This window comes from Mesorhizobium oxytropidicola, assembly GCF_056174625.1.
In genome coordinates, this window is the sequence record NZ_CM149692.1 from 5328636 (window position 1) to 5347543 (window position 18908).

Here is an 18908-nt window from a genome sequence, read left to right on the forward strand (position 1 = left end):
AATTCCGGTCGCGACTTGCGACACACTCACCAAATCAGAACTTGAACGTGACGCCAAGCTGCACGTTGTGAGAATACAACTTGGCGTCCTTGAATACGTCGGAGTCGCCTACCCTGTCGTCAAGGTCAACGCCGGAAGTGGCCTTGAAGCGATAGCCGAAATCGAGGTCGATATTCTGTGTCACAGCGTAGGTGACACCCGCACCCACCTGACCGGCAAATCCCCAACCGCCATGCCCATATCCAAACGTGTCCCCAAAAGGCGCGTCGGCGGTAACATAAGCGGCACCGAGACCACCACCGACATAGAGCTTGGCATCGCCATAATGCGCGACATCGGCCCAGACGTTGGCGAGAAGATAGGTGGCCGAGATATTGCCGGAAGCAGGACCAGAGCCCGACCTCAGGCCGTTGCTGTAGCTGTACCCACCTGCCTTATAGCGTGCATAGGACACTTCACCCTCGACTCGGAACGTGTCGTTGATGCGCCGACCGACAACGCCGCCCAACACGAATCCGGTCTTGGCATCGACCGAAACGTCATAGGAATAGTAGTGACTCTTCACATTGTTGGGGAAACTGGCGCCGCCGAAGAGCGTAATATACCAAAGATCCTGCGCCGCCGGGATGTCAACGACCGCGTCGGCGGCGTGTGCGGAACTCCAGCCAAGCGCCAGCGCAATTGCGGAGACGCCCGTCAGAAAACGCAGCTTCATTACGGAATCCCTCTCGCCCAATCACCGGTTGACGGTGTATTTCTGCGGTTGAGATGTCAATAAAACAGGCATGTTCTTGTGGAACTTTCAAGGGCGCCTGTTGCCGCCTTGCAACATTGCAGCATTTGCTAATTAATTTCCGGCACGCGCGGCTGCCGCCGCGGTTCAGCCAGTAAACAACATCAGTGAGCCGTCAAATCGCGCGCTCGGCCTGCCGCGCTGCCACACGCCGCATGGCGATGACCCGGCGGCGGCGGATTTCGGTGCGCATCGCCATCAGGTGCAGGGCGAAGAACAGCATCGTGAAGCCGGCAGCCATGACCAATAGCGGCCATAGCAGGCTAGGATCGATGGTCGGGCCGCCGAGGCGGAACACCGAGGCAGGCTGGTGCAGCGTGTTCCACCAGTCGACCGAGAATTTGATGATCGGGATGTTGATGAAGCCGACCAGGGTGATGATGGCGGCGGCCCAGGCGGCGCGGCTGGCGTCGTCGAGCGCGCGGGTCAGCGCGATAATGCCGAGATACATCAAGAACAGCACGAAGACAGAGGTCAGGCGCGCATCCCACACCCACCAGGTGCCCCACATCGGCTTGCCCAGATCGAACCGGTGATCAGCGCAAGTGCGGTGAAGACCGCACCGATGGGAGCCGCCGATTTCAGCGCGACATCGGCCAGCGGATGGCGCCAGACCAGTGTGCCAAGGGCTGAAACCGCCATCAGCGTGTAGCACATCATGGCGAGCCAGGCGAAAGGCACGTGGATGTACATGATGCGCACGGTGATGCCTTGCTGGAAATCCTCAGGCGCCGCGAAGCTCATATAGAGCCCGATGGCGAGGACAAGAGCGGCGATCGCCGCCAGCCATGGCACGACCTTGTCGGCCAGCGCGACGAAGCGTGTCGGGTTGGCAAGGTCCATCCAGCCGGTCAGGCGTGAAGTCGTGTCGCTCATGCGACTTTACATAGACCGCCGGCGCCATCGGGGCAATCGAGCGGCGGTGTCGCAAGCGTGGAAGCGCCTTTCCTTCTCCCCTTGCGGGAGAAGGTGGATCGGCGCGTCAGCGCCGAGACGGATGAGGGGTGTTCCAGCGGAGTGAAGCGTTGAAGACCATAGTCTTCCGGCCAATTTGGATGCGGGTGCCAAGCTGGAACACCCCTCATCCGACCTCGCTTCGCGAGGCCACCTTCTCCCACAAGGGGAGAAGGAAGAACCGTCATCTGCTTACGCGGCCTCGCCCTGGACGGACCGGCTGAGGCGGCGGACTTCTTCGTCGTTGAGCAGGCCGCCGGCGCGCAGCAGGCTGGCGAAGCGGCCGTTGCGCAGCGACAGTTCGGCGAAGCCGCCCATTTCGACCACCCTGCCCTTGTCCATGAACACGACCAGATCGGCGTCGCGAACGGTGGTCAGGCGGTGGGCGATGATGAAGGTGGTGCGGTCGCGCCTCAGTTCGTCGATCGCTTCCTTGACGCGGTCCTCGGTCTCGACGTCGAGCGCGCTGGTCGCCTCGTCGAGCACCAGGATCGGGGCGTCCTTGAGCACGGCGCGGGCAATGGCGATGCGCTGACGCTCGCCACCCGACAGCTGGCCGCCACGTTCGCCGACCACCGTGTCGTAGCCATTGCTCTTGGCCAGAATGAAGTCCTGCGCGGCAGCCGCGATTGCCGCGGCATGGATCTCGTCATTGCTGGCTTCGGCGCGGCCGACACGGATGTTGTCCTCGATCGAGCGGTTGAGAAGCCCGGCATCCTGGAACACGGTGGCGATCGAATGGCGCAGCGACTTGCGGCTCACGGTGCGGGTGTCGATGCCGTCGATCAGGATACGGCCGCTGGACGGCGAGAAGACGCGCTGCAGCAGGTTGATCAGCGTGGTCTTGCCGGCACCCGTCGGTCCGACGATGGCGACAGTCTGACCAGCCTGGACCTCGAAGGACACGTCGCTGACGCCCTGCCCCGAATTGGCGAATTCGAAGCCGACATCCTCGAAACGGACATGGCCGGTGACGTTGGTGAGATCGCGCAGGCCATCCGGCTCGGCGGTATCGGCGGCCGAGTCCTCGAGCTTGTAGAACTCCTCAAGCTTGGCGCGGGCTTCCGAAATCTGGTTGGCGAAAGCCGACATCTGGTCGAGCCGCGAGATCAGCAGCGTGGCAAAGCCGGTGAAGGCGATGACATCGCCGATGCGCAACTGGCCATGGGTCACCAGATAAGCGCCGATCAGAAGCACCACCATCATCGAGATCGTCGACGACAGACGGTTGAGCGCATTGGCGATAGCCCACCAGTCGAGCACCGGGTTTTGCGCGTCCAGCAGGTTCTTGACATAGTGGCGCAGCGTCTCGGCCTCATGACCAAGGCGGTTGTAGCTCTGGAGAACGGCGACGTTGCTGACGGAGTCCGTCACATGCGCGAACACCTTGTGATAGTGGCGCTCAACGGCCGCCTGGCCTGCCTTGGTCCGCTTCATCACCAGCCGGCCGATGCAGACATAGAGCACGCCTAGCACGAGCAGCACCATCGACATGCGCACGTCCATGGCGAGAGCCGTCGGCACCAGCAGAACCAGCGCCACCGCTGTCGACAGATGCTGGCGCATGAATTCGAGCCACAGGCTGAACAGCGTCTCGACCGCGCGCAACAGCGTGTGCAGGGCGTTGGAGGTGCCGCGCTGGTGGTGCCAGGCGAGCGGCATTGTGATCACGCGCTCGAAGGACTCGCAGAGCACTTCGCTGCGGCGGGCATGCGCGAAACGGTCGGCGCCGCGCGAGACCAGAACGACGGCCAAGACATTGAACGCGCCGAGGCCGGCCCAGACGGCGAGCGTCGAAAACACCGAACCGTGATCGGAGATAGCGTCGATAACCCGGCCGAACATGATCGGCTCGAGGATGGCAACCATGGCCAGCGCGACATTGGCGCCGCAAATCAGCGCGACGCGCTTCTTGTCGGCGGCCAGATACCCCAGCGCTCTCCAATAGATCTGCAGAAGTGACACTTCAGCTACTCCGCCAACTCTCTATTGTGCCCAATACCAATATTGTGCACTGCACCATTCCTTGACACGTAACGGTTGATGCGTCGCAAAACAATGCCCGTCTATCGCTTCCGTTCCCATTTAGCGAACAAAACATGACGACGATGCGAAATCTGACGTGATCACCTAACGGTTTGAGATAAAAGGTGAAATGCCAGCCTTGCGGCAAAATCATGGCAGGAGCCGAGCACTGCCACATTTTTAATCACGACCGTATTGCAAGGCTTAATCGGGAGGCATCTTGCCGGCGCAGTGGCGGATCGCGCGCAAGTAACGAGACGCAGGGTCGCGCGTCCCGAAGGACGCGCGAACAAGCAACCCAAGCTGTTGATTTTACCCCGGTATCTTGACCACGATCTCGGTCTTTGTGCCGGCTTTGGGTTCGAATGAAGCGGACTTTGTTTTCGAACCATCGACTTCTAGCGAGATCGTCTTGGTCTTTTTGTCGCGAATGACGTGAACCTTGATCTCTGCACCCAGCATCTTGAGCGTGGCGTGGTAGCCATCCCAGTGGCTGGGCAGTTTGGGCCGGAACGTGATCTGCTTGCCGCGCCGTTCGATGCCAAGGATGCCTTCGACCGCCGCACGGTAGAGCCAGCCCGCCGAGCCGGTGTACCAGGTCCAGCCGCCGCGCCCGCCCTTGTCGTCTCCGGCATAGATATCGGCGGCGACCACATAGGGTTCGACACGGTATTGCTCGGCCGAAGCCTCGTCGGATGCGTGGTTGACCGGGTTCAGCATCGAGAAGCAGCGATAGGCTTCGTCGGTCAGCCCCATCTCGGCCAGCGCAATGACGAACCACGTCGCCGCGTGCGTGTACTGGCCGCCATTCTCGCGCACGCCCGGCGGATAGCTCTTGATATAGCCGGGGTCCTTCTGCGTCTTCGAGAAGGGTGGCGTGAACAGCTTGACGATCTTGAGCTTGTCGTCGACGAGCAGGCTGGTCGCCTGCTGCATCGCCGTCGTCGACCGCGCCGGGTCGCCCTCGCCCGAAAGCACGCTCCAGGACTGGGCGATGGAGTCGATCCTGCACTCCTCGGAGGTGCGCGACCCCAAAGCCGTGCCGTCGTCGAAACTGCCGCGCCGGTACCATTCGCCGTCCCATGCCGTGCTCTCAAGCGCCCGCTTCAGCGCCTCGGCATGCTTTGCCCAGGCCTGCGCGCGCTTGCTGTCGCCTTCGCTCTTGGCGACGGCGGCGAAGTCGCCAAGCGTCTTCAGCAGGAACCAGCCCAGCCATACGCTCTCGCCCTTGCCGTGCTCGCCGACACGGTTCATGCCGTCGTTCCAGTCGCCGCCAAGGATCAGCGGCAGGCCGGCGGGGCTGCTGCGCTTGATGGCAAGGTCGAGCGCACGCGCGCAATGGTCGTAGAGCGACACCGTCTTCTTCAAGATTTCCGGGGTGAAGAAGGCATCATGCTCGCCCTCGCCCAGCGCCTGTCCATCTATGAAGGGCAACTGCTCCTTCAGGATGGCGGCGTCGCCGGTCACACTGAGATAGCGCGCCGTGGCGTGGGCCAGCCAGACCACGTCGTCGGAAATCATGGTGCGCACGCCGGCTCCGGTGCGCGGCAGCCACCAGTGCTGCACGTCGCCCTCCGGGAACTGCCGCCGCGCGGCGTTGAGGATCTGGTCGCGCGCCAACGTCGGATCATGCGCCAGCAGCGCCAGCGTGTCCTGCAACTGGTCGCGGAAGCCGAAGGCGCCGCTTGCCTGATAGAAGGCCGAGCGGGCGCGGATGCGGCAGGCAAGGCTCTGGTAGGGCAGCCAGTGATTGACCATGGCATCGAGCGTCTTATCCGGCGTCTCGACCTGAATGGTATCGAGGAACGCGCGCCACTCGCGCTCGTTGTCGGCCAGGCGCTGGTCGAAATCCTTGCCCCGGTGCGTCTGCACCAGTGCGCTCGCCTGCGCAGGGGTGTCGGCATCGCCGAGCAGCCAGAGCAGCGTGACGTCGCCGCCGGCCGGGATCTCGACATCGCGGGCGATCGCCGCGCAGGGATCGTCCCCGGCCTCGACACGGCCCGACAGCGCCGCGCCGGTCAGCACCGCCTGCGGCAGTTCGCTGGACCCGTGCCGGCCGAGGAATTCGGAGCGATCCGTCGTCACCGAATGAACAGCGGCATCGGCGGCGAGGAAGGCCACCCGCTCGCTGAAATCGAGCCCGTAGGGGTTTTGCGCCAGCAACGCGCCGGTCGCCCCGTCGCGCGACGGCACGATGGTAGCGGCCGTGCGCGAGCGATGCCCGCCAAGCACCCATTCGGCATAGGCATAGACGCGCAGCCGCGCCGGCACCGAGCCGGAATTCTGAATGCGCAGCCGCGTGATCTTCACCGGATCGACGGGGTCGACCACATGGGTCAGGTCCATCGACAAGGGCCCACGCTTCGAGCGGAAGGTGGAGAAGCCCTGACCATGCCAGGCTTCGTAGGTCATCGAGGGATCGCGCACTACCGCGGCGATCGGCGAGAACGCCTTGCCGCTGGCCTGATCGTAGATATAGACGCCCTCGCCCGGCCGGTTGGAGACCGGATCGTTCGACCACGGCGTCAGCTGGTAGTCGCGGCTGTTGCGGCTCCAGGTGAAGGCGGCGCCCTCGGCGGACGTATGGAAGCCGAACGAGGCGTTGGACACGACGTTGATCCAGGGCTGCGGCGTGGTGCGCCGGCCGGCCAGACGGACCACATAGTGCCGTCCGTCGCCGTCGAAACCGCCAAAGCCGTTCCATTGGCTGAGGCCGGTGCCATCGGCACTGACATCCGCCACGGCCTGCGAGCCAAAGGCATGCGCCGTGTACGCCGGCGCTGGAATTTCGCGCAGCGTCGGCAATCCGGTGGGCAGCAGAGTGTCGCGCGCCTGCAAGGCAGCCGCTTCGGCCCGCTCGATCTGGTCGAAGATGGTGCCGTTGCGTGTATGCAGCACCACCCGGGCGACGGCGAGCAGCGTCTTGTAGGTGGTCTCTTCCATCAGGTCGCGGCGCACCGCGAAAATGTGCTGGCGGGGGCCAAGTTCCTTGCCACGCAGACGGCTGTTTTCGCATAGCGTCTCGACCGCACGCTGCAGGTCCTGGACGTAGGACGAGGCCTGTTCGTTGACGACGACGAAGTCGATCATCATGCCTCGGGTGCGCATATACTCCTGGAAGCGCAGCGCCTGGGCAACGATCTCCAGATCGGCGACGTCGCCGATCCTGACCAGGAAGATCGGGAAATCGCCCGAAATGCTGGTCGGCCACAGGCTCGACTGCTTGCCCAGTCCCGAAGCGATGGATTCGGCCGGCAGGCGCAGGAACGCGTCGGGATAGATCAGATAACGCGCCAGTTTCTGCACATTGGCGGCGTCGGTCAGGCTGAGGCCCATATGGCGGGTCTGCACCTGGCTGCGCGTCCAGGCAAGCATGGCCTGGCGGGCAAAGCTCTCCTGATGGTCGAGGCGGTTTATCGCCTCTTCCAGCTCGGGGCGGTTGGCTCCGACCACGGTCCAGAAGGTCAGCGATATCTTCTTGTTGGCGGGCACACGCACCTGACGGCGCAGCGAGGCGATAGGATCGAGCGTAAAGCCGGAATGGCCACCGAGCCTGGCGCCCGGATCGAAGGCGGCGGCATCGACGATGGAGCGGCCACGGCCGATGAAGGCGCGCCTGTCGGTCTCGGCCTCGGCATCGCGCGCCGGTCCGGACGGATCGGTGACGAAATGCGCCAGGGTGATGTCGGGCTCGCTGGTTTCACGCTTGCGGCGCGTGGCGAAGATCGCGCCGTTGTTGGCGGCGATTTCGGTCTCCACGAACATCTTCGAGAAGGCCGGATGCGCGTTGTCGGAGGCCTCCGAACCCAGCACCAGCTCGGCAAAGGACGTCACCTCGATGTGACGGTCGGATGTGCTTTCATTGTAGAGCGTGATGCGACGGCCTTCGCCATTGCCTTCGGAAACGACGATGCATTCAACCTCGGAGCGCAACGTGCCGACCGATTTGACGAAGCTCGCCTTGTCGTCGGAGAACAGGGTCTGCGCCTTCTCCTCAGGCGCGCGCTTTGGCTCCGCCGTCGCCGACCACCAGTCACCCGTGCTGACGTCACGCAGGAAGATATAGGATCCCAAACGGTCCTCGACCGGGTCCGGCTGCCAGCGGGTCACTGACAGATCGCCCCAGCGGCTGTAGCCGGAGCCTGTCGCGGTCACCATCACCGAATAGCGGCCGTTCGACATCACATTGGTCGAACGCAACGCCCGCAGGGGATCGAGCACAATGCGGGTGTCGGGGCTCTCGGTCTCGGTCTCGTCTTTCGCGCGCTCGTCCGCTTCGGTCCTGACGGTCGCGGTCGGGATGTCGCGCGGCGCCCTCTCCTGCAGCAAGAGTTCGGCCGATTCAATGACCGGATCGCTGTGGAAACGGTCGCGCAGGCGGCCCTCGAAGATCGCGTCGGCGACCGCCGCGATCGACATGCCCGAATGGTGCGCATAGTAGTTCAGAACGACCGCGTGGTTGGTGCCTTCAGGCACGCGCTGCGGCGTGAAATCGACAGCATCGTAATAGCCATGCGGGCCAAGCGCACCGATCTCGCGCAGACGCTCAAGATTATGCACGGCTTCACGCGGGTTGAACTGCGCCGCCAGTATGGTGGCGTAAGGCGCGATCACCGTGTTCTGGCCAAGGCCGCGCTTCAGCCCAAGCCCGGGCACGCCGAAATTGGTGTACTGATAGGTCAGTTCCCGGTCGCGGGCGTTGTAGGCCGCTTCCGAAATGCCCCACGGAACGTTTTTCTGCCGGCCGTACTGCATCTGGCGCTTGATGATCAGCTTGCTCGTCTGGTTGAGGATCGAGCCTTGCGGCTCCTTCATCACCAGCGGCGGCATCAGATACTCGAACATCGAGCCCGACCACGACATCAGCGCGCCCTGGAACCCGATCTCGACGATCGGGCGGCCGAGCCGGAACCAGTGCTCGGTCGGCAGGTCGCCCTTGGCGATGGCGAACAGGCTGGTCAGCCGCGCCTCGGAGGCGAGAAGGTCGTAGCAGCTTTCGTCGAGCTGGTGCTCCTCGACGCGGTAGCCGATCGACAGCAGCTTGCGTTCCGGCCGCATCAGGAAGGCGAATTCCATCTCGAAGGCGAAACGGCGCGTACGCTCGCGCAAGGTCAGGAGCTTGGCGCGCAGCGCCTCGACGGCGTTGTCGTCGCTGTGGGCGTCGTGAACATGCGCCTCGCAGGTAGCCTCGAGCCTCGCTGCCCAGTCGACGATGACATCGCTCTGCGCCGACGCCGCCTCGGTGTGGATAGCGGTCGCCAGCTTGCGGATCTCGCCCGCCAGCACGGCGAGGTTGATGGTGCGGATCGAGGCCATCTCCGGCTGCGCCTTGATCGTTTCGACGGCGCGCCGCATGCCGTCCAGACGGTCGACGAGACGCTGGCGCAGCGGTCGGAGCTGCCGGCGGTCGTCGGGCAACTGATCGAGGCTTTCGCTCAGAATGGTGACCGTGTCGAGAATGCCTTCGAAATCGCCCTGGAGGTGCACGGAAGGCGCTTCCGCCCACTCGGCACAGGCAGCCGCCACCGCCACCAGGTGGCCAGCGAGATTGCCGCTGTCGACGGCCGAAATATAGAGCGGGTAGAGCGGCTTCAGCGTCGTGGTGTCGTACCAGTTGAAGAGATGGCCGCGGTGGCGCGGCATGCTCTCGATGGTCGTCATGGTGGCGTCGATGCGGGTGATGGCATCAGACAGGCTGATCCAGCCGAAATCACGCGCCGAAACGACCGACAGAAGATAGACGCCGACATTGGTCGGCGACGTGCGCGGTGCCACGACGGGTGCCGGGCTTTCCTGGAAATTGTCCGGCGGCAGATTGTGATGCTCTTCTGTGACGAAGCTCTCGAAATAGTGCCAGGTGCGCCGCGCCACGGTGCGCAGCGCATGGATGTCGGCCTGCGATATGCGCAGCCGGTCCTCGGTTTCGGCCGAGCGGCTGATCCAGCTGGCGATCGCCGGTGAGCCGATCCAGAACAGGGCGAAGAAGAAGGCGACGAAGGCACCGGTGGAATCGGCCAGCACCGGAATGGCGAGGCCGACGAAGCCGATGATCACGGCGCCGTACATCATGCCGTAATAGGAGCCGACATCATTGTCGCCGGCCTTGTGCGCCTGCGAGGCGGTGCGCCATTCCAGGAGGTTCTGGCGGCTGACGAACAGCCGGTAGAGCGTGCGCACGATGGCGTCGCCCATCATCCAGGCGTTGTGCGCCATCAGCACGATCTTCAGCGCCACCATGGCGGTGCCGAAGGCGACGTCGCGTGCAAGGGCCGAGAAATGGCCGCGCGGCGTCTGGTCGCCGCTCTTGGGCAGGATGGCGTTGACGACGTCGAAGGTCGGCGCCATGAACAGGCTGAGGATCAGCAATGCCTGCCATTGCGCGGCCTGCGTGAAGGGCAGCAAGGTCCAGCCGGCAATCGCCGCCATCACCCAGAAGATCGGCGTCAGCGAGCGGCGCAGATTATCGACCATCTTCCAGCGCGACAGGGCCGGAACGCCGGAGCGCGGATCGAGGATGAAGCCCAGCAGCTGCCAGTCTCCGCGTGCCCAGCGGTGGTGGCGCGAGGCGTCGACCGAGTAGCGGGTCGGGTAGTCCTCGACCAGTTCGACGTCGGTTACAAGTGCTGCGCGCGCCAGCGCGCCTTCGAGCAGATCGTGGCTGAGGACGGTGTTTTCCTCGATGCGGCCTTGCAGGGCGGCCTCGAAGGCATCGACGTGGTAGAGGCCCTTGCCGGTGAAAGACCCATCGCTGAAGACGTCCTGATAAAGGTCGGAGACGGCGAAGACGTAGGGGTCGAGACCGCGATTGGCCGAGAACACACGCTGGAAGAACGAAGCCTCGTCGCCTGATGTCAGCGACGCGGTGATGCGCGGCTGCAGGATCGTGTAGCCGGCGGTAACAACGCGTTTGGTGGCGTCGAAATGCGGGCGGTTGAGCGGATGGCAGAGCTTGCCGACAAGGCTCGCCACCGCATCGCGGGTGGTGCGCGTGTCGGCGTCGAGCGTCATCACATGGACGACTTTTTCCGGCAGCGGCACTTCGAGCGGCAGGAAAGTGGTGTCGCTGTCGCCACGCAGCAAAAGGTCAAGCTCATGCAGCTTGCCGCGCTTGCGCTCCCAGCCCATCCAGGCCCCTTGAGCCGCGTTGAAGAGCCGGCGGCGGTGCAGGATGTAGAAGCGCGGCGCGCCTTCGGAGGGATAGCGGGCGTTGAGACGGGCGATCTCGGCACGGGCATATTCGAGGATCTCGGTGTCCGCCGCGTCGATCTCGATCTTGCTGTCGGGCCAGTCCGACAGCAGCGCGAAATGGATCTCGTCCACCAGATTGGCAAGGTAGTGCACTTCGAGGTTGCGGATGTTTTCCTCGACATCGTCACGCGACCCGATCAGCGACGGCACCACCACCAGCGTGCGCGCCTCGGGCGGCACGCCGTGCCTGTAGTCGTAGCCGATCAGGCGTGTCGGCTTGAGGAACAGCGAGACCACTGTGTTGAAGAAGGCCAGCGCGCCCTCGCTCGCCGGCACGGCAAACAGCGCCAGCATCAGGACGATCGAGGTTACCGACAGGCCAAGATTGGCCAACGCATTGCCGGTGAGGACAAGAAGCAGGGCCGTCAGGGCGAAGACCGGCAGGACGATGCCCAGCCATCCGGTCTTGGCGAAGGCCCGCTTGACCGTCTGGCTGATCGTCGGCCGATAGCCGATCGCTTTTTCCAGCTCCAGACGGCGCGGGCCGACGAGGAAGAAGCCGACATCGGTATGCGCAGACGGAGCTGGAGCGGAATCGTCGCCATCGCCAGCCGATGCGTGTTCGCCGGCGGCGTGTTCACTGGCGGCTTGACCGGCCAGTTCGATCGCTTTTTCGGCGACGCGGTATTCCGACAGGTTCGAGCGGCGCGCCAGTTCCTCGATCGCGGTGCGGTATTGGTCGCGCGAGAAGAAGTCGAGCGCGGCGAAATCGGTGCGCTCGCGCAGCACTGTATCGATGCGGCTGACGCCTTCGAACCACACGGTCCAGTCGACGTCGTTGATAAGGCGCAGGCCGCGGATGATGTTGCCGGTCGTCACATTGCCGCTGGACAGCGTGTGATGCTCGGAGATGATGATCTCCTCGGCATCGGAGCCGGTCTTTTCGAGCTCGCCTTCCAGCCATTCCAGGGCCTTGCCGGCATTCTGCGATCCATCGCGCAAGCGATAGAGAAGCTGCGTGGCAAAGGTGGTGTCCTGCGCATGCGCACTGAAATTGGCCAGGATCGCCTGCCGGTCAGCGCTGTCGTCGGTCGCCAGAACCTTGTCAGCCACATCGTTGGATATCTGGCGCATCTGGCGGGTGCGATTGACCCTGACAGCCAGCCGGCGGAGATTTTCGATCAGCACGAAGCGCAGCAGCGACGGCAGCGCCCAGAGTTCACCGATCTTCAGCGGCTCGACCGACTGAAACCCCTGGACGATCGCCTTGAACATGGTCGCCGAGACGGAACTGTCCGAATGCGCCACATAGGTCCAGGCCAGCGCCAGAGCGCGCGGCACGGTGCCGCCACCGGGCAGTTTCAGCGTCGGCAGCTGGCGATAGAAGCGGCGCGGCAGGTCGCGCTTGACCTGGAAAATGGTCTCCTCGACCAGATAGTTGTTGTCGAGCAGCCATTGCGCGGCCGGGGTGATGGTTTCGCCCTTGGCCTGCGCAGCATTGGTCGACCGGTAGACTTCGAGGATCTTCTTGGCGCTGTCGCGGATGCGGACCTGGAAATCGAACGGGATGAGGCCAAACAGGTCGGTGAGATCGCCCTTCGCCAGGCTTTCGCCGAGCAGCCGGAGGCGCTCCTCCGGCAGGAATGTCGATCGTATCGGCTCTTCCGTGATGGCCGGAAAGCTCGCGCTTGTCTTCTCGATCTGGGCAGGATTCGTCTGAATATTCATTGAAAATTCCGTAAGCGGGCACTCAGCGGCGTCACCGCCACGGCAATGGCCCTAAAACCGGTTCAAATGCAATTGGTTGCATCAACCCCTATGCCGAAAGTTTGTTTCCGCACCACGACAGGGCGTCATCTTTCGACCAAACTCAAAGACGAGCGCCCCTCACTCCCGTCGGTATCGATCGACGGAGAGGATTCGGGCTTTTTCGTGATGCCAGCAAGAGCTTACGCTATATTTCGCCGGCATTGCGATCATGTTTGGAAACAGGCGGTAACCGTTGGCGCGAAAGCGTCAGCCTGCGGTGGTTATGCGGACCACGAACAGCGTCGTATCCCGAGCCGGCTCAACCCGCAGGGCTGAAGCATCCGGCCCGAGCAGCAGCGTGTCGAGCAGGCCGAGGCGAATTGACCCAGCCTCGGGGAAAACAGCGTCGCCCTTGTGGCAAAGGATGAGGGTCGAACCGGCGCGGGTTGCGATGTCCACAGGCCGCGAAATCGCCAGACGCTCGACCGAATGCAGCATGCGGCCGCGGCGCGTCATGACGTTGAGGTCGGTGATCGGGCCGGCGATCAGCGCGGCACTGGTCGGCAGGTCGGCTGGAAAGGAAAATGGCTGGGAAACCGGCGTCAGCCGGGCCGCAGGTTGGCCGGCGACATCAAGCACTACGCCATCGCCTTCCAGCACCGACAGCGTGCGATCGATGCCGGCAAAGCTGGAGAACGGTCCGCTGCCCTCGACGCGGGCCATCGAGACGCGCCAGTCGAACGCGTCGAGACCGGCGCCGTCGGGCGAGACGGCGATCTCGGTCGTCGTGCCGACACCGTTCTTCCAAGGCATGACGCGGTAGTCGGCGGCACGAAGGATGCGCATGATGTCAGCCGAGAATGCCGGGCAAATTGAGCTGGTGCTCCTTGGCGCACTCGATGGCGATGTCGTAGCCGGCATCGGCATGACGCATGACGCCGGTCGCCGGGTCGTTCCACAACACCCGCTCCAGGCGCCTTGCAGCGTCCTTCGTGCCGTCGGCGACAATGACCATGCCGGCATGCTGGGAAAAGCCCATGCCGACGCCGCCGCCATGGTGCAGCGACACCCAGGTGGCGCCCGACGCGGTGTTGAGCAGCGCGTTGAGCAGCGGCCAGTCGGACACGGCGTCCGAGCCGTCCTTCATCGCTTCCGTCTCGCGGTTCGGCGAGGCGACCGAACCGGAATCGAGGTGGTCACGGCCGATGACGACCGGCGCCTTGAGTTCGCCCTTGGCCACCATCTCGTTGAAGGCGAGACCCAGCCGGTGGCGATCGCCAAGACCGACCCAGCAGATGCGCGCCGGCAGACCCTGAAAGGCAATGCGCTCGCGCGCCATGTCCAGCCAGTTGTGCAGATGGGTGTTGCCGGGGGTGAGTTCGCGCACCTTGGCGTCGGTCTTGTAGATATCCTCCGGATCGCCGGAGAGCGCGGCCCAGCGGAACGGACCGATGCCGCGGCAGAACAGCGGGCGGATATAGGCCGGCACGAAACCCGGGAAGGCGAAGGCGTTCTCGAACCCTTCGTCCTTGGCAACCTGGCGGATGTTGTTGCCGTAGTCGAGCGTCGGCACGCCGGCGTTCCAGAACGCCACCATCGCCTCGACATGTTCACGCATGGAGGCACGGGCCGCCTTCTCGACAGCCTTCGGGTCGCTGACACGCTTCTCGCGCCATTCGGCCATGGTCCAGCCCTTCGGCAGATAACCGTTGATGGGGTCGTGCGCCGAGGTCTGGTCGGTGACCATATCGGGGCGGATGCCGCGTCTGAACATTTCCGGCACGATTTCGGCCGCATTGCCGAGCAGGCCGACCGACTTCGCCTCGCCGGCCTTGGTCCAGCGCTCGATCATCTCCATCGCTTCGTCGAGCGTCTCGGCCTTCTCGTCGACATAGCGGGTGCGCAGGCGGAAATCGATGGAGTCCGGATTGCATTCGATGGCGAGGCAGCAGGCTCCGGCCATGACGGCGGCCAGCGGCTGGGCGCCGCCCATGCCACCGAGGCCGCCGGTCAGGATCCACTTGCCCTTGAGATTGCCGCCATAATGCTGGCGGCCGGCTTCGACGAAGGTCTCGTAGGTGCCCTGCACGATGCCTTGCGTGCCAATGTAGATCCACGAGCCGGCCGTCATCTGGCCGTACATCATCAGGCCCTTTTTATCGAGCTCGTTGAATTTATCCCAGGTCGCCCAATGCGGCACCAGATTGGAGTTGGCGATCAGCACGCGCGGCGCATCCGCGTGGGTGCGAAACACGCCAACCGGCTTGCCGGACTGCACCAGCAGCGTCTCGTCCTCGCCAAGCGTCTTCAGCGAGGCGACGATGCTGTCAAAATCGTTCCAGGTGCGCGCCGCCCGGCCGATGCCGCCATAGACGACCAGTTCGTTGGGGTTTTCGGCAACCTCGGGGTCGAGATTGTTCATCAGCATGCGCAGCGGCGCTTCGGTCGTCCAATAGCGGGCGTTGAGCTTGTCGCCGCGCGGCGCACGGACTTCGCGAATGTTGTGGCGAGGATTGTTCATCATTGTCCCTTTCGGATGGCGGCGCGTCAGCGCCCTGCCCAGTCAATGGCGATTTGAAGGATTTTGGTCAGTGTGGCGCGGATCGGCGCGGCAAACTCGGCGTCATAAGGAACCGGCCAATTGTCCGGCTCGCCCTTGGCCTCGGGCTCGCGCAGATAGCCGCGATCGGCGAGTTCCATCTGCAACGCATGGTAGCCGCCTTGCGGATTGCCGAAGTAGCGCGTGATCCAGCCACCCTTGAAGCGGCCGTTGATGACATAGCTTTCACCGCTTTCAGCCATGATCTGGCCGACCAATGCCTGCAGCGTCGGGTCGGCGGTCTGGCCGTCATTGGTGCCGAGATTGAACACCGGCAGGGTGCCGTAGAACAGGCGCGGCAGCACCGAACGGATCGAGTGGCAATCGTAGATGACGATTTTTTCGTGCAGGCCGCGCAGCCTGACGGCCTGGGCCGCCAGCATTTCATGGTAGGGCACGAAATAGGATATGCGGCGCTGGTCTATCTCCGCCGGCGTCGGCTCTTCGCCGGGCAGGTAAAGCGGATCGCCGTCGAAAGTCTCCGTCGGGCAAAGGGTCGTCGTTGTCTGCCCCGGATAGAGCGACGCGCCGGAAGGATCACGGTTGACGTCGATGACCGTGCGCGAGATCGACGTATGCACCACCGTCGCGCCAAGGCCGGCGGCAAAATCGTAGAGATTGTCGATCCACCAGTCGCAATCGCGGCGGCCGAGCCAGGGCGAGACCAGCCGGTTGTCGATTCCGGCGAGATCGGTGCCGGTATGCGGGATCGACACCAGCAGAGGTGCCGTGCCTTCCGTCACTGTCAGCCAGTCGGTCATGTCAGGCTCCCGAGATCGAAGGCAGTGTTACCGCGCCGGCCGCCTTGATCGTCGCACCGCTGCGCACCATGGCGATCGCCTTTTCCATGTCGGGGTGGAAATGCCGGTCATTGTCGAGATGCGGCACTTCGGCCCGGACCAGCTTGCGTACCGCTTCCAGCGCGTTGCTCGACGCCAGCGGCTGGTGGAAATCGCAGCCTTGCGCGGCCGCCAGCAATTCGATGCCAATCACCGCCGTCGCGTTCTCGACCATGCCGATCAGCCGGCGCGCGCCGTGCGCGGCCATCGAGACGTGGTCTTCCTGGTTGGCGGAGGTCGGGATGGAATCGACACTGGCCGGATAGGCCTTCTGCTTGTTTTCCGAAACGAGTGCCGCCGCCGTCACCTGCGGGATCATGAAGCCGGAGTTGAGGCCGGGCTTGGGCGTCAGGAAGGCTGGCATGCCGGACAGCGCCGGATCGACCAGCATGGCGATGCGGCGTTCCGAGAGCGAGCCGATCTCGCAGACGGCAAGCGCGATCATGTCGGCGGCGAAGGCCACCGGCTCGGCGTGGAAGTTGCCGCCGGACAGCGCGGTGTCGTCCTCGGCGAAGATCAGCGGATTGTCAGTGACGCCATCGGCTTCAGTGCCGAGCGTGTCGGCCGCCTGGCGCAGCACTGTTAAAGCCGCGCCCATCACTTGCGGCTGGCAGCGCAGGCAATAGGGATCCTGCACGCGTTCGTCGCCGACACGGTGGGATTCGCGGATGGCGCTGCCGGCCATCAGATTGCGCAGCGCGTCCGCCGTCTCGATCTGGCCACGGTGCTTTCTCAAGAGATGAATGCGCGGATCGAAAGGCGCGTCGGACCCCTTGGCGGCATCGGTCGACAGCGCGCCGGCAACCAACGCCGACTGGTAGAGCACTTCGGCCTCGAACAAAGCGGCGAGCGCATAGGCGGTTGAGAACTGCGTGCCGTTGAGCAGCGCCAGGCCTTCCTTGGCGCCCAGCGTCACCGGCTCGAGGCCGTGCGAGACGAAGGCGACCTTGGCCGGGAAGCGGCCATGCGGGGTGAAGCACTCGCCGACGCCGATCATCACGGCCGTCATGTGCGACAGCGGCGCGAGATCGCCGGAAGCGCCGACCGAGCCTTGCGCCGGCACCACCGGGATGACGTCGTTGGCGAGCATCGCCTCCAGCAACTCGATGGTTTCAGAGCGCACACCCGAGGCGCCCTGCGCCAGGCTGGCAAGTTTCAGCGCCATCATCAGGCGGGCAATTGCGACCGGCATCGGCTCGCCGACGCCGGCGGCATGAGACAGCACGATGTTGCGCTGCAGGGTCTCGAGATCGCTTGCCGGGATGCGCACGCTGGCCAGTTTGCCGAAACCGGTGTTGATGCCGTAAACTGGTTCGCCCTTGGCGACGATCCTGGCAACGGCCTCGGCGCTCGCCTTGATCTTTGGGCGGCAGGCATCGTCCAGCTTCGGCACGGCGCCACGGTAGATGGCGCGCCAGTCGGCCAGCGTCGCGTTGCCGGGCTTCAAGGTCAGTTCGGTCATTGTCCTCTCCAGATGCGGGCATGGAGCGGATTGAAGCCCATGCGGTAGACGAGTTCGGCGGGACGCTCGATGTCCCAGATCGCCAGGTCGGCGGATTTGCCAGCCTCCAGCGTGCCAGCTTTGTCGAGAAGGCCAAGCGCGCGCGCGGCCTCGCGGGTGACGCCGGCGAGGCACTCATCGACGGTCAAGCCAAAGAGCGTCGCTGCCATATTCATGGTGAGCAACAGCGAGGTGAGCGGCGAGGTGCCGGGATTGCTGTCCGTCGCCACCCCCATCTTCACGCCATGGCGGCGAAACAGTTCGACCGGCGGCTTCTTGGTTTCGCGGATGAAGTAGTAGGCGCCGGGCAGGATGGTCGCCACCGTGCCGGCCTTCGCCATCGCGGCAGCGCCCTCCCCGTCCGTATATTCAAGATGATCGGCCGACAGCGCGCCGTAGCTGGCGGCAAGTGCTGCGCCGTGCAGGTTGGACAGCTGGTCGGCGTGAAGCTTGACCGGCAGGCCCAAGGCCTTGGCGGCATCGAAAACGCGCGCCATCTGATCCGGCGAGAACGCTATGCCTTCGCAAAAACCGTCGACCGCATCGGCCAGTCCTTCGGCGGCAACCGCCGGAACAATCTGCTTGGCGACCAAATCGATAAAAGCGTCCTTGTCGCCCTTGGCCTCGGGCGGCAGGGCGTGTGCGGCCAAGCACGTCGTGCGGACGGTGACGGGGCGCTCATTGGCCAGCCGGCGGGCGGCACGCAGCGACTTCTTCTCATTGTCGAGATCGAGGCCGTAGCCCGATTTGACCTCGACCGTCGTGACACCTTCGGCCATCAGCGCATCGAGGCGCGGCAGCGTCTGGGCAACGAGCTCATCCTCATTTGCTGCGCGCAACGATTTGACCGAGGACACAATGCCGCCGCCGGCCCGGGCGACTTCTTCATAGGTGGCACCGGCCAGCCGCATCTCGAATTCGTTGGCGCGGTTGCCAGCATAGACAAGATGCGTGTGGCAGTCGATCAGGCCGGGCGTGATCCATCGGCCCTCGCAATCGATGATCTCGGCGCCCTGCCCTGCCGAAGCCGGCATCGAGGCCTCTGCGCCGGCATATACAATGACACCGTCGCGCGCGGCGATCGCGCCTTTCTCGACAATGCCGAGGCCAGCCACACCGTCGGCCATGGTCGCCAGGCGCGCATTGCGCCAGACACGAAGGCCGCTCTTCTTGTTTGCTCCACCCATCATCTTTTCCATTTGAAAGGATGGCGATTATGTATATACATATTGAAACGCGACGCAAGTGGTATCGTCGCTC

General features: G+C 64.1%; 8 protein-coding genes and 1 pseudogene. All 9 read right to left on the reverse strand.

Going from position 1 to position 18908, the window contains the following annotated elements; genetic code table 11:
• Nucleotides 1–34 precede the first annotated feature (34 nt).
• The 9 genes and pseudogenes from AC0V8S_RS26845 to hutI all read right to left on the reverse strand — a co-directional run bounded on the left by AC0V8S_RS26845 (nt 35) and on the right by hutI (nt 18835).
• Nucleotides 35–715: an outer membrane protein gene (locus AC0V8S_RS26845; RefSeq protein WP_183458282.1), complete on the reverse strand. Its 681-nt coding sequence runs from the start codon at nt 713–715 to the stop codon at nt 35–37.
• 193 nt (nt 716–908) lie between these two features.
• Nucleotides 909–1669, reverse strand: a pseudogene (locus AC0V8S_RS26850) (heme ABC transporter permease).
• A gap of 270 nt (nt 1670–1939) precedes the next feature.
• Nucleotides 1940–3712, reverse strand: coding sequence for a glucan ABC transporter ATP-binding protein/ permease (locus tag AC0V8S_RS26855; protein ID WP_475434417.1), 1773 nt, complete (start codon nt 3710–3712; stop codon nt 1940–1942).
• A 372-nt stretch (nt 3713–4084) separates the two neighbouring features.
• Nucleotides 4085–12688 (reverse strand): glycoside hydrolase family 94 protein, encoded by an 8604-nt coding sequence (locus AC0V8S_RS26860; protein ID WP_475434418.1) that lies wholly within the window; start codon nt 12686–12688, stop codon nt 4085–4087.
• A gap of 288 nt (nt 12689–12976) precedes the next feature.
• Complete coding sequence (locus AC0V8S_RS26865; protein ID WP_475434420.1) at nt 12977–13555, reverse strand: HutD/Ves family protein; 579 nt, start codon at nt 13553–13555, stop codon at nt 12977–12979.
• Between the two features lie 4 nt (nt 13556–13559).
• Nucleotides 13560–15233: a urocanate hydratase gene (gene hutU, locus AC0V8S_RS26870; RefSeq protein WP_475434422.1), complete on the reverse strand. Its 1674-nt coding sequence runs from the start codon at nt 15231–15233 to the stop codon at nt 13560–13562.
• A gap of 23 nt (nt 15234–15256) precedes the next feature.
• Complete coding sequence (hutG, locus tag AC0V8S_RS26875) at nt 15257–16069, reverse strand: N-formylglutamate deformylase (protein ID WP_475434424.1); 813 nt, start codon at nt 16067–16069, stop codon at nt 15257–15259.
• Nucleotide 16070: 1 nt separating this feature from the next.
• Nucleotides 16071–17609, reverse strand: coding sequence for a histidine ammonia-lyase (gene hutH / locus AC0V8S_RS26880; protein WP_475434425.1), 1539 nt, complete (start codon nt 17607–17609; stop codon nt 16071–16073).
• Nucleotides 17606–18835 carry an imidazolonepropionase gene (hutI, locus tag AC0V8S_RS26885; protein ID WP_475434426.1) on the reverse strand — a complete coding sequence of 410 codons (1230 nt, stop codon included), beginning with the start codon at nt 18833–18835 and terminating at the stop codon, nt 17606–17608. Before hutI ends, hutH begins: the two co-directional genes overlap by 4 nt.
• Nucleotides 18836–18908: the final 73 nt, after the last annotated feature.

Bases quoted from the DNA above. Each gene is read 5' to 3' on its own strand.
- AC0V8S_RS26845 (WP_183458282.1), bottom strand. From the start codon at position 715: ATGAAGCTGCGTTTTCTGACGGGCGTCTCCGCAATTGCGCTGGCGCTT.
- AC0V8S_RS26860 (WP_475434418.1), bottom strand. From the start codon at position 12,688: ATGAATATTCAGACGAATCCTGCCCAGATCGAGAAGACAAGCGCGAGC.
- AC0V8S_RS26865 (WP_475434420.1), bottom strand. From the start codon at position 13,555: ATGCGCATCCTTCGTGCCGCCGACTACCGCGTCATGCCTTGGAAGAAC.
- hutU (WP_475434422.1), bottom strand. From the start codon at position 15,233: ATGATGAACAATCCTCGCCACAACATTCGCGAAGTCCGTGCGCCGCGC.
- hutG (WP_475434424.1), bottom strand. From the start codon at position 16,069: ATGACCGACTGGCTGACAGTGACGGAAGGCACGGCACCTCTGCTGGTG.
- hutH (WP_475434425.1), bottom strand. From the start codon at position 17,609: ATGACCGAACTGACCTTGAAGCCCGGCAACGCGACGCTGGCCGACTGG.
- hutI (WP_475434426.1), bottom strand. From the start codon at position 18,835: ATGGGTGGAGCAAACAAGAAGAGCGGCCTTCGTGTCTGGCGCAATGCG.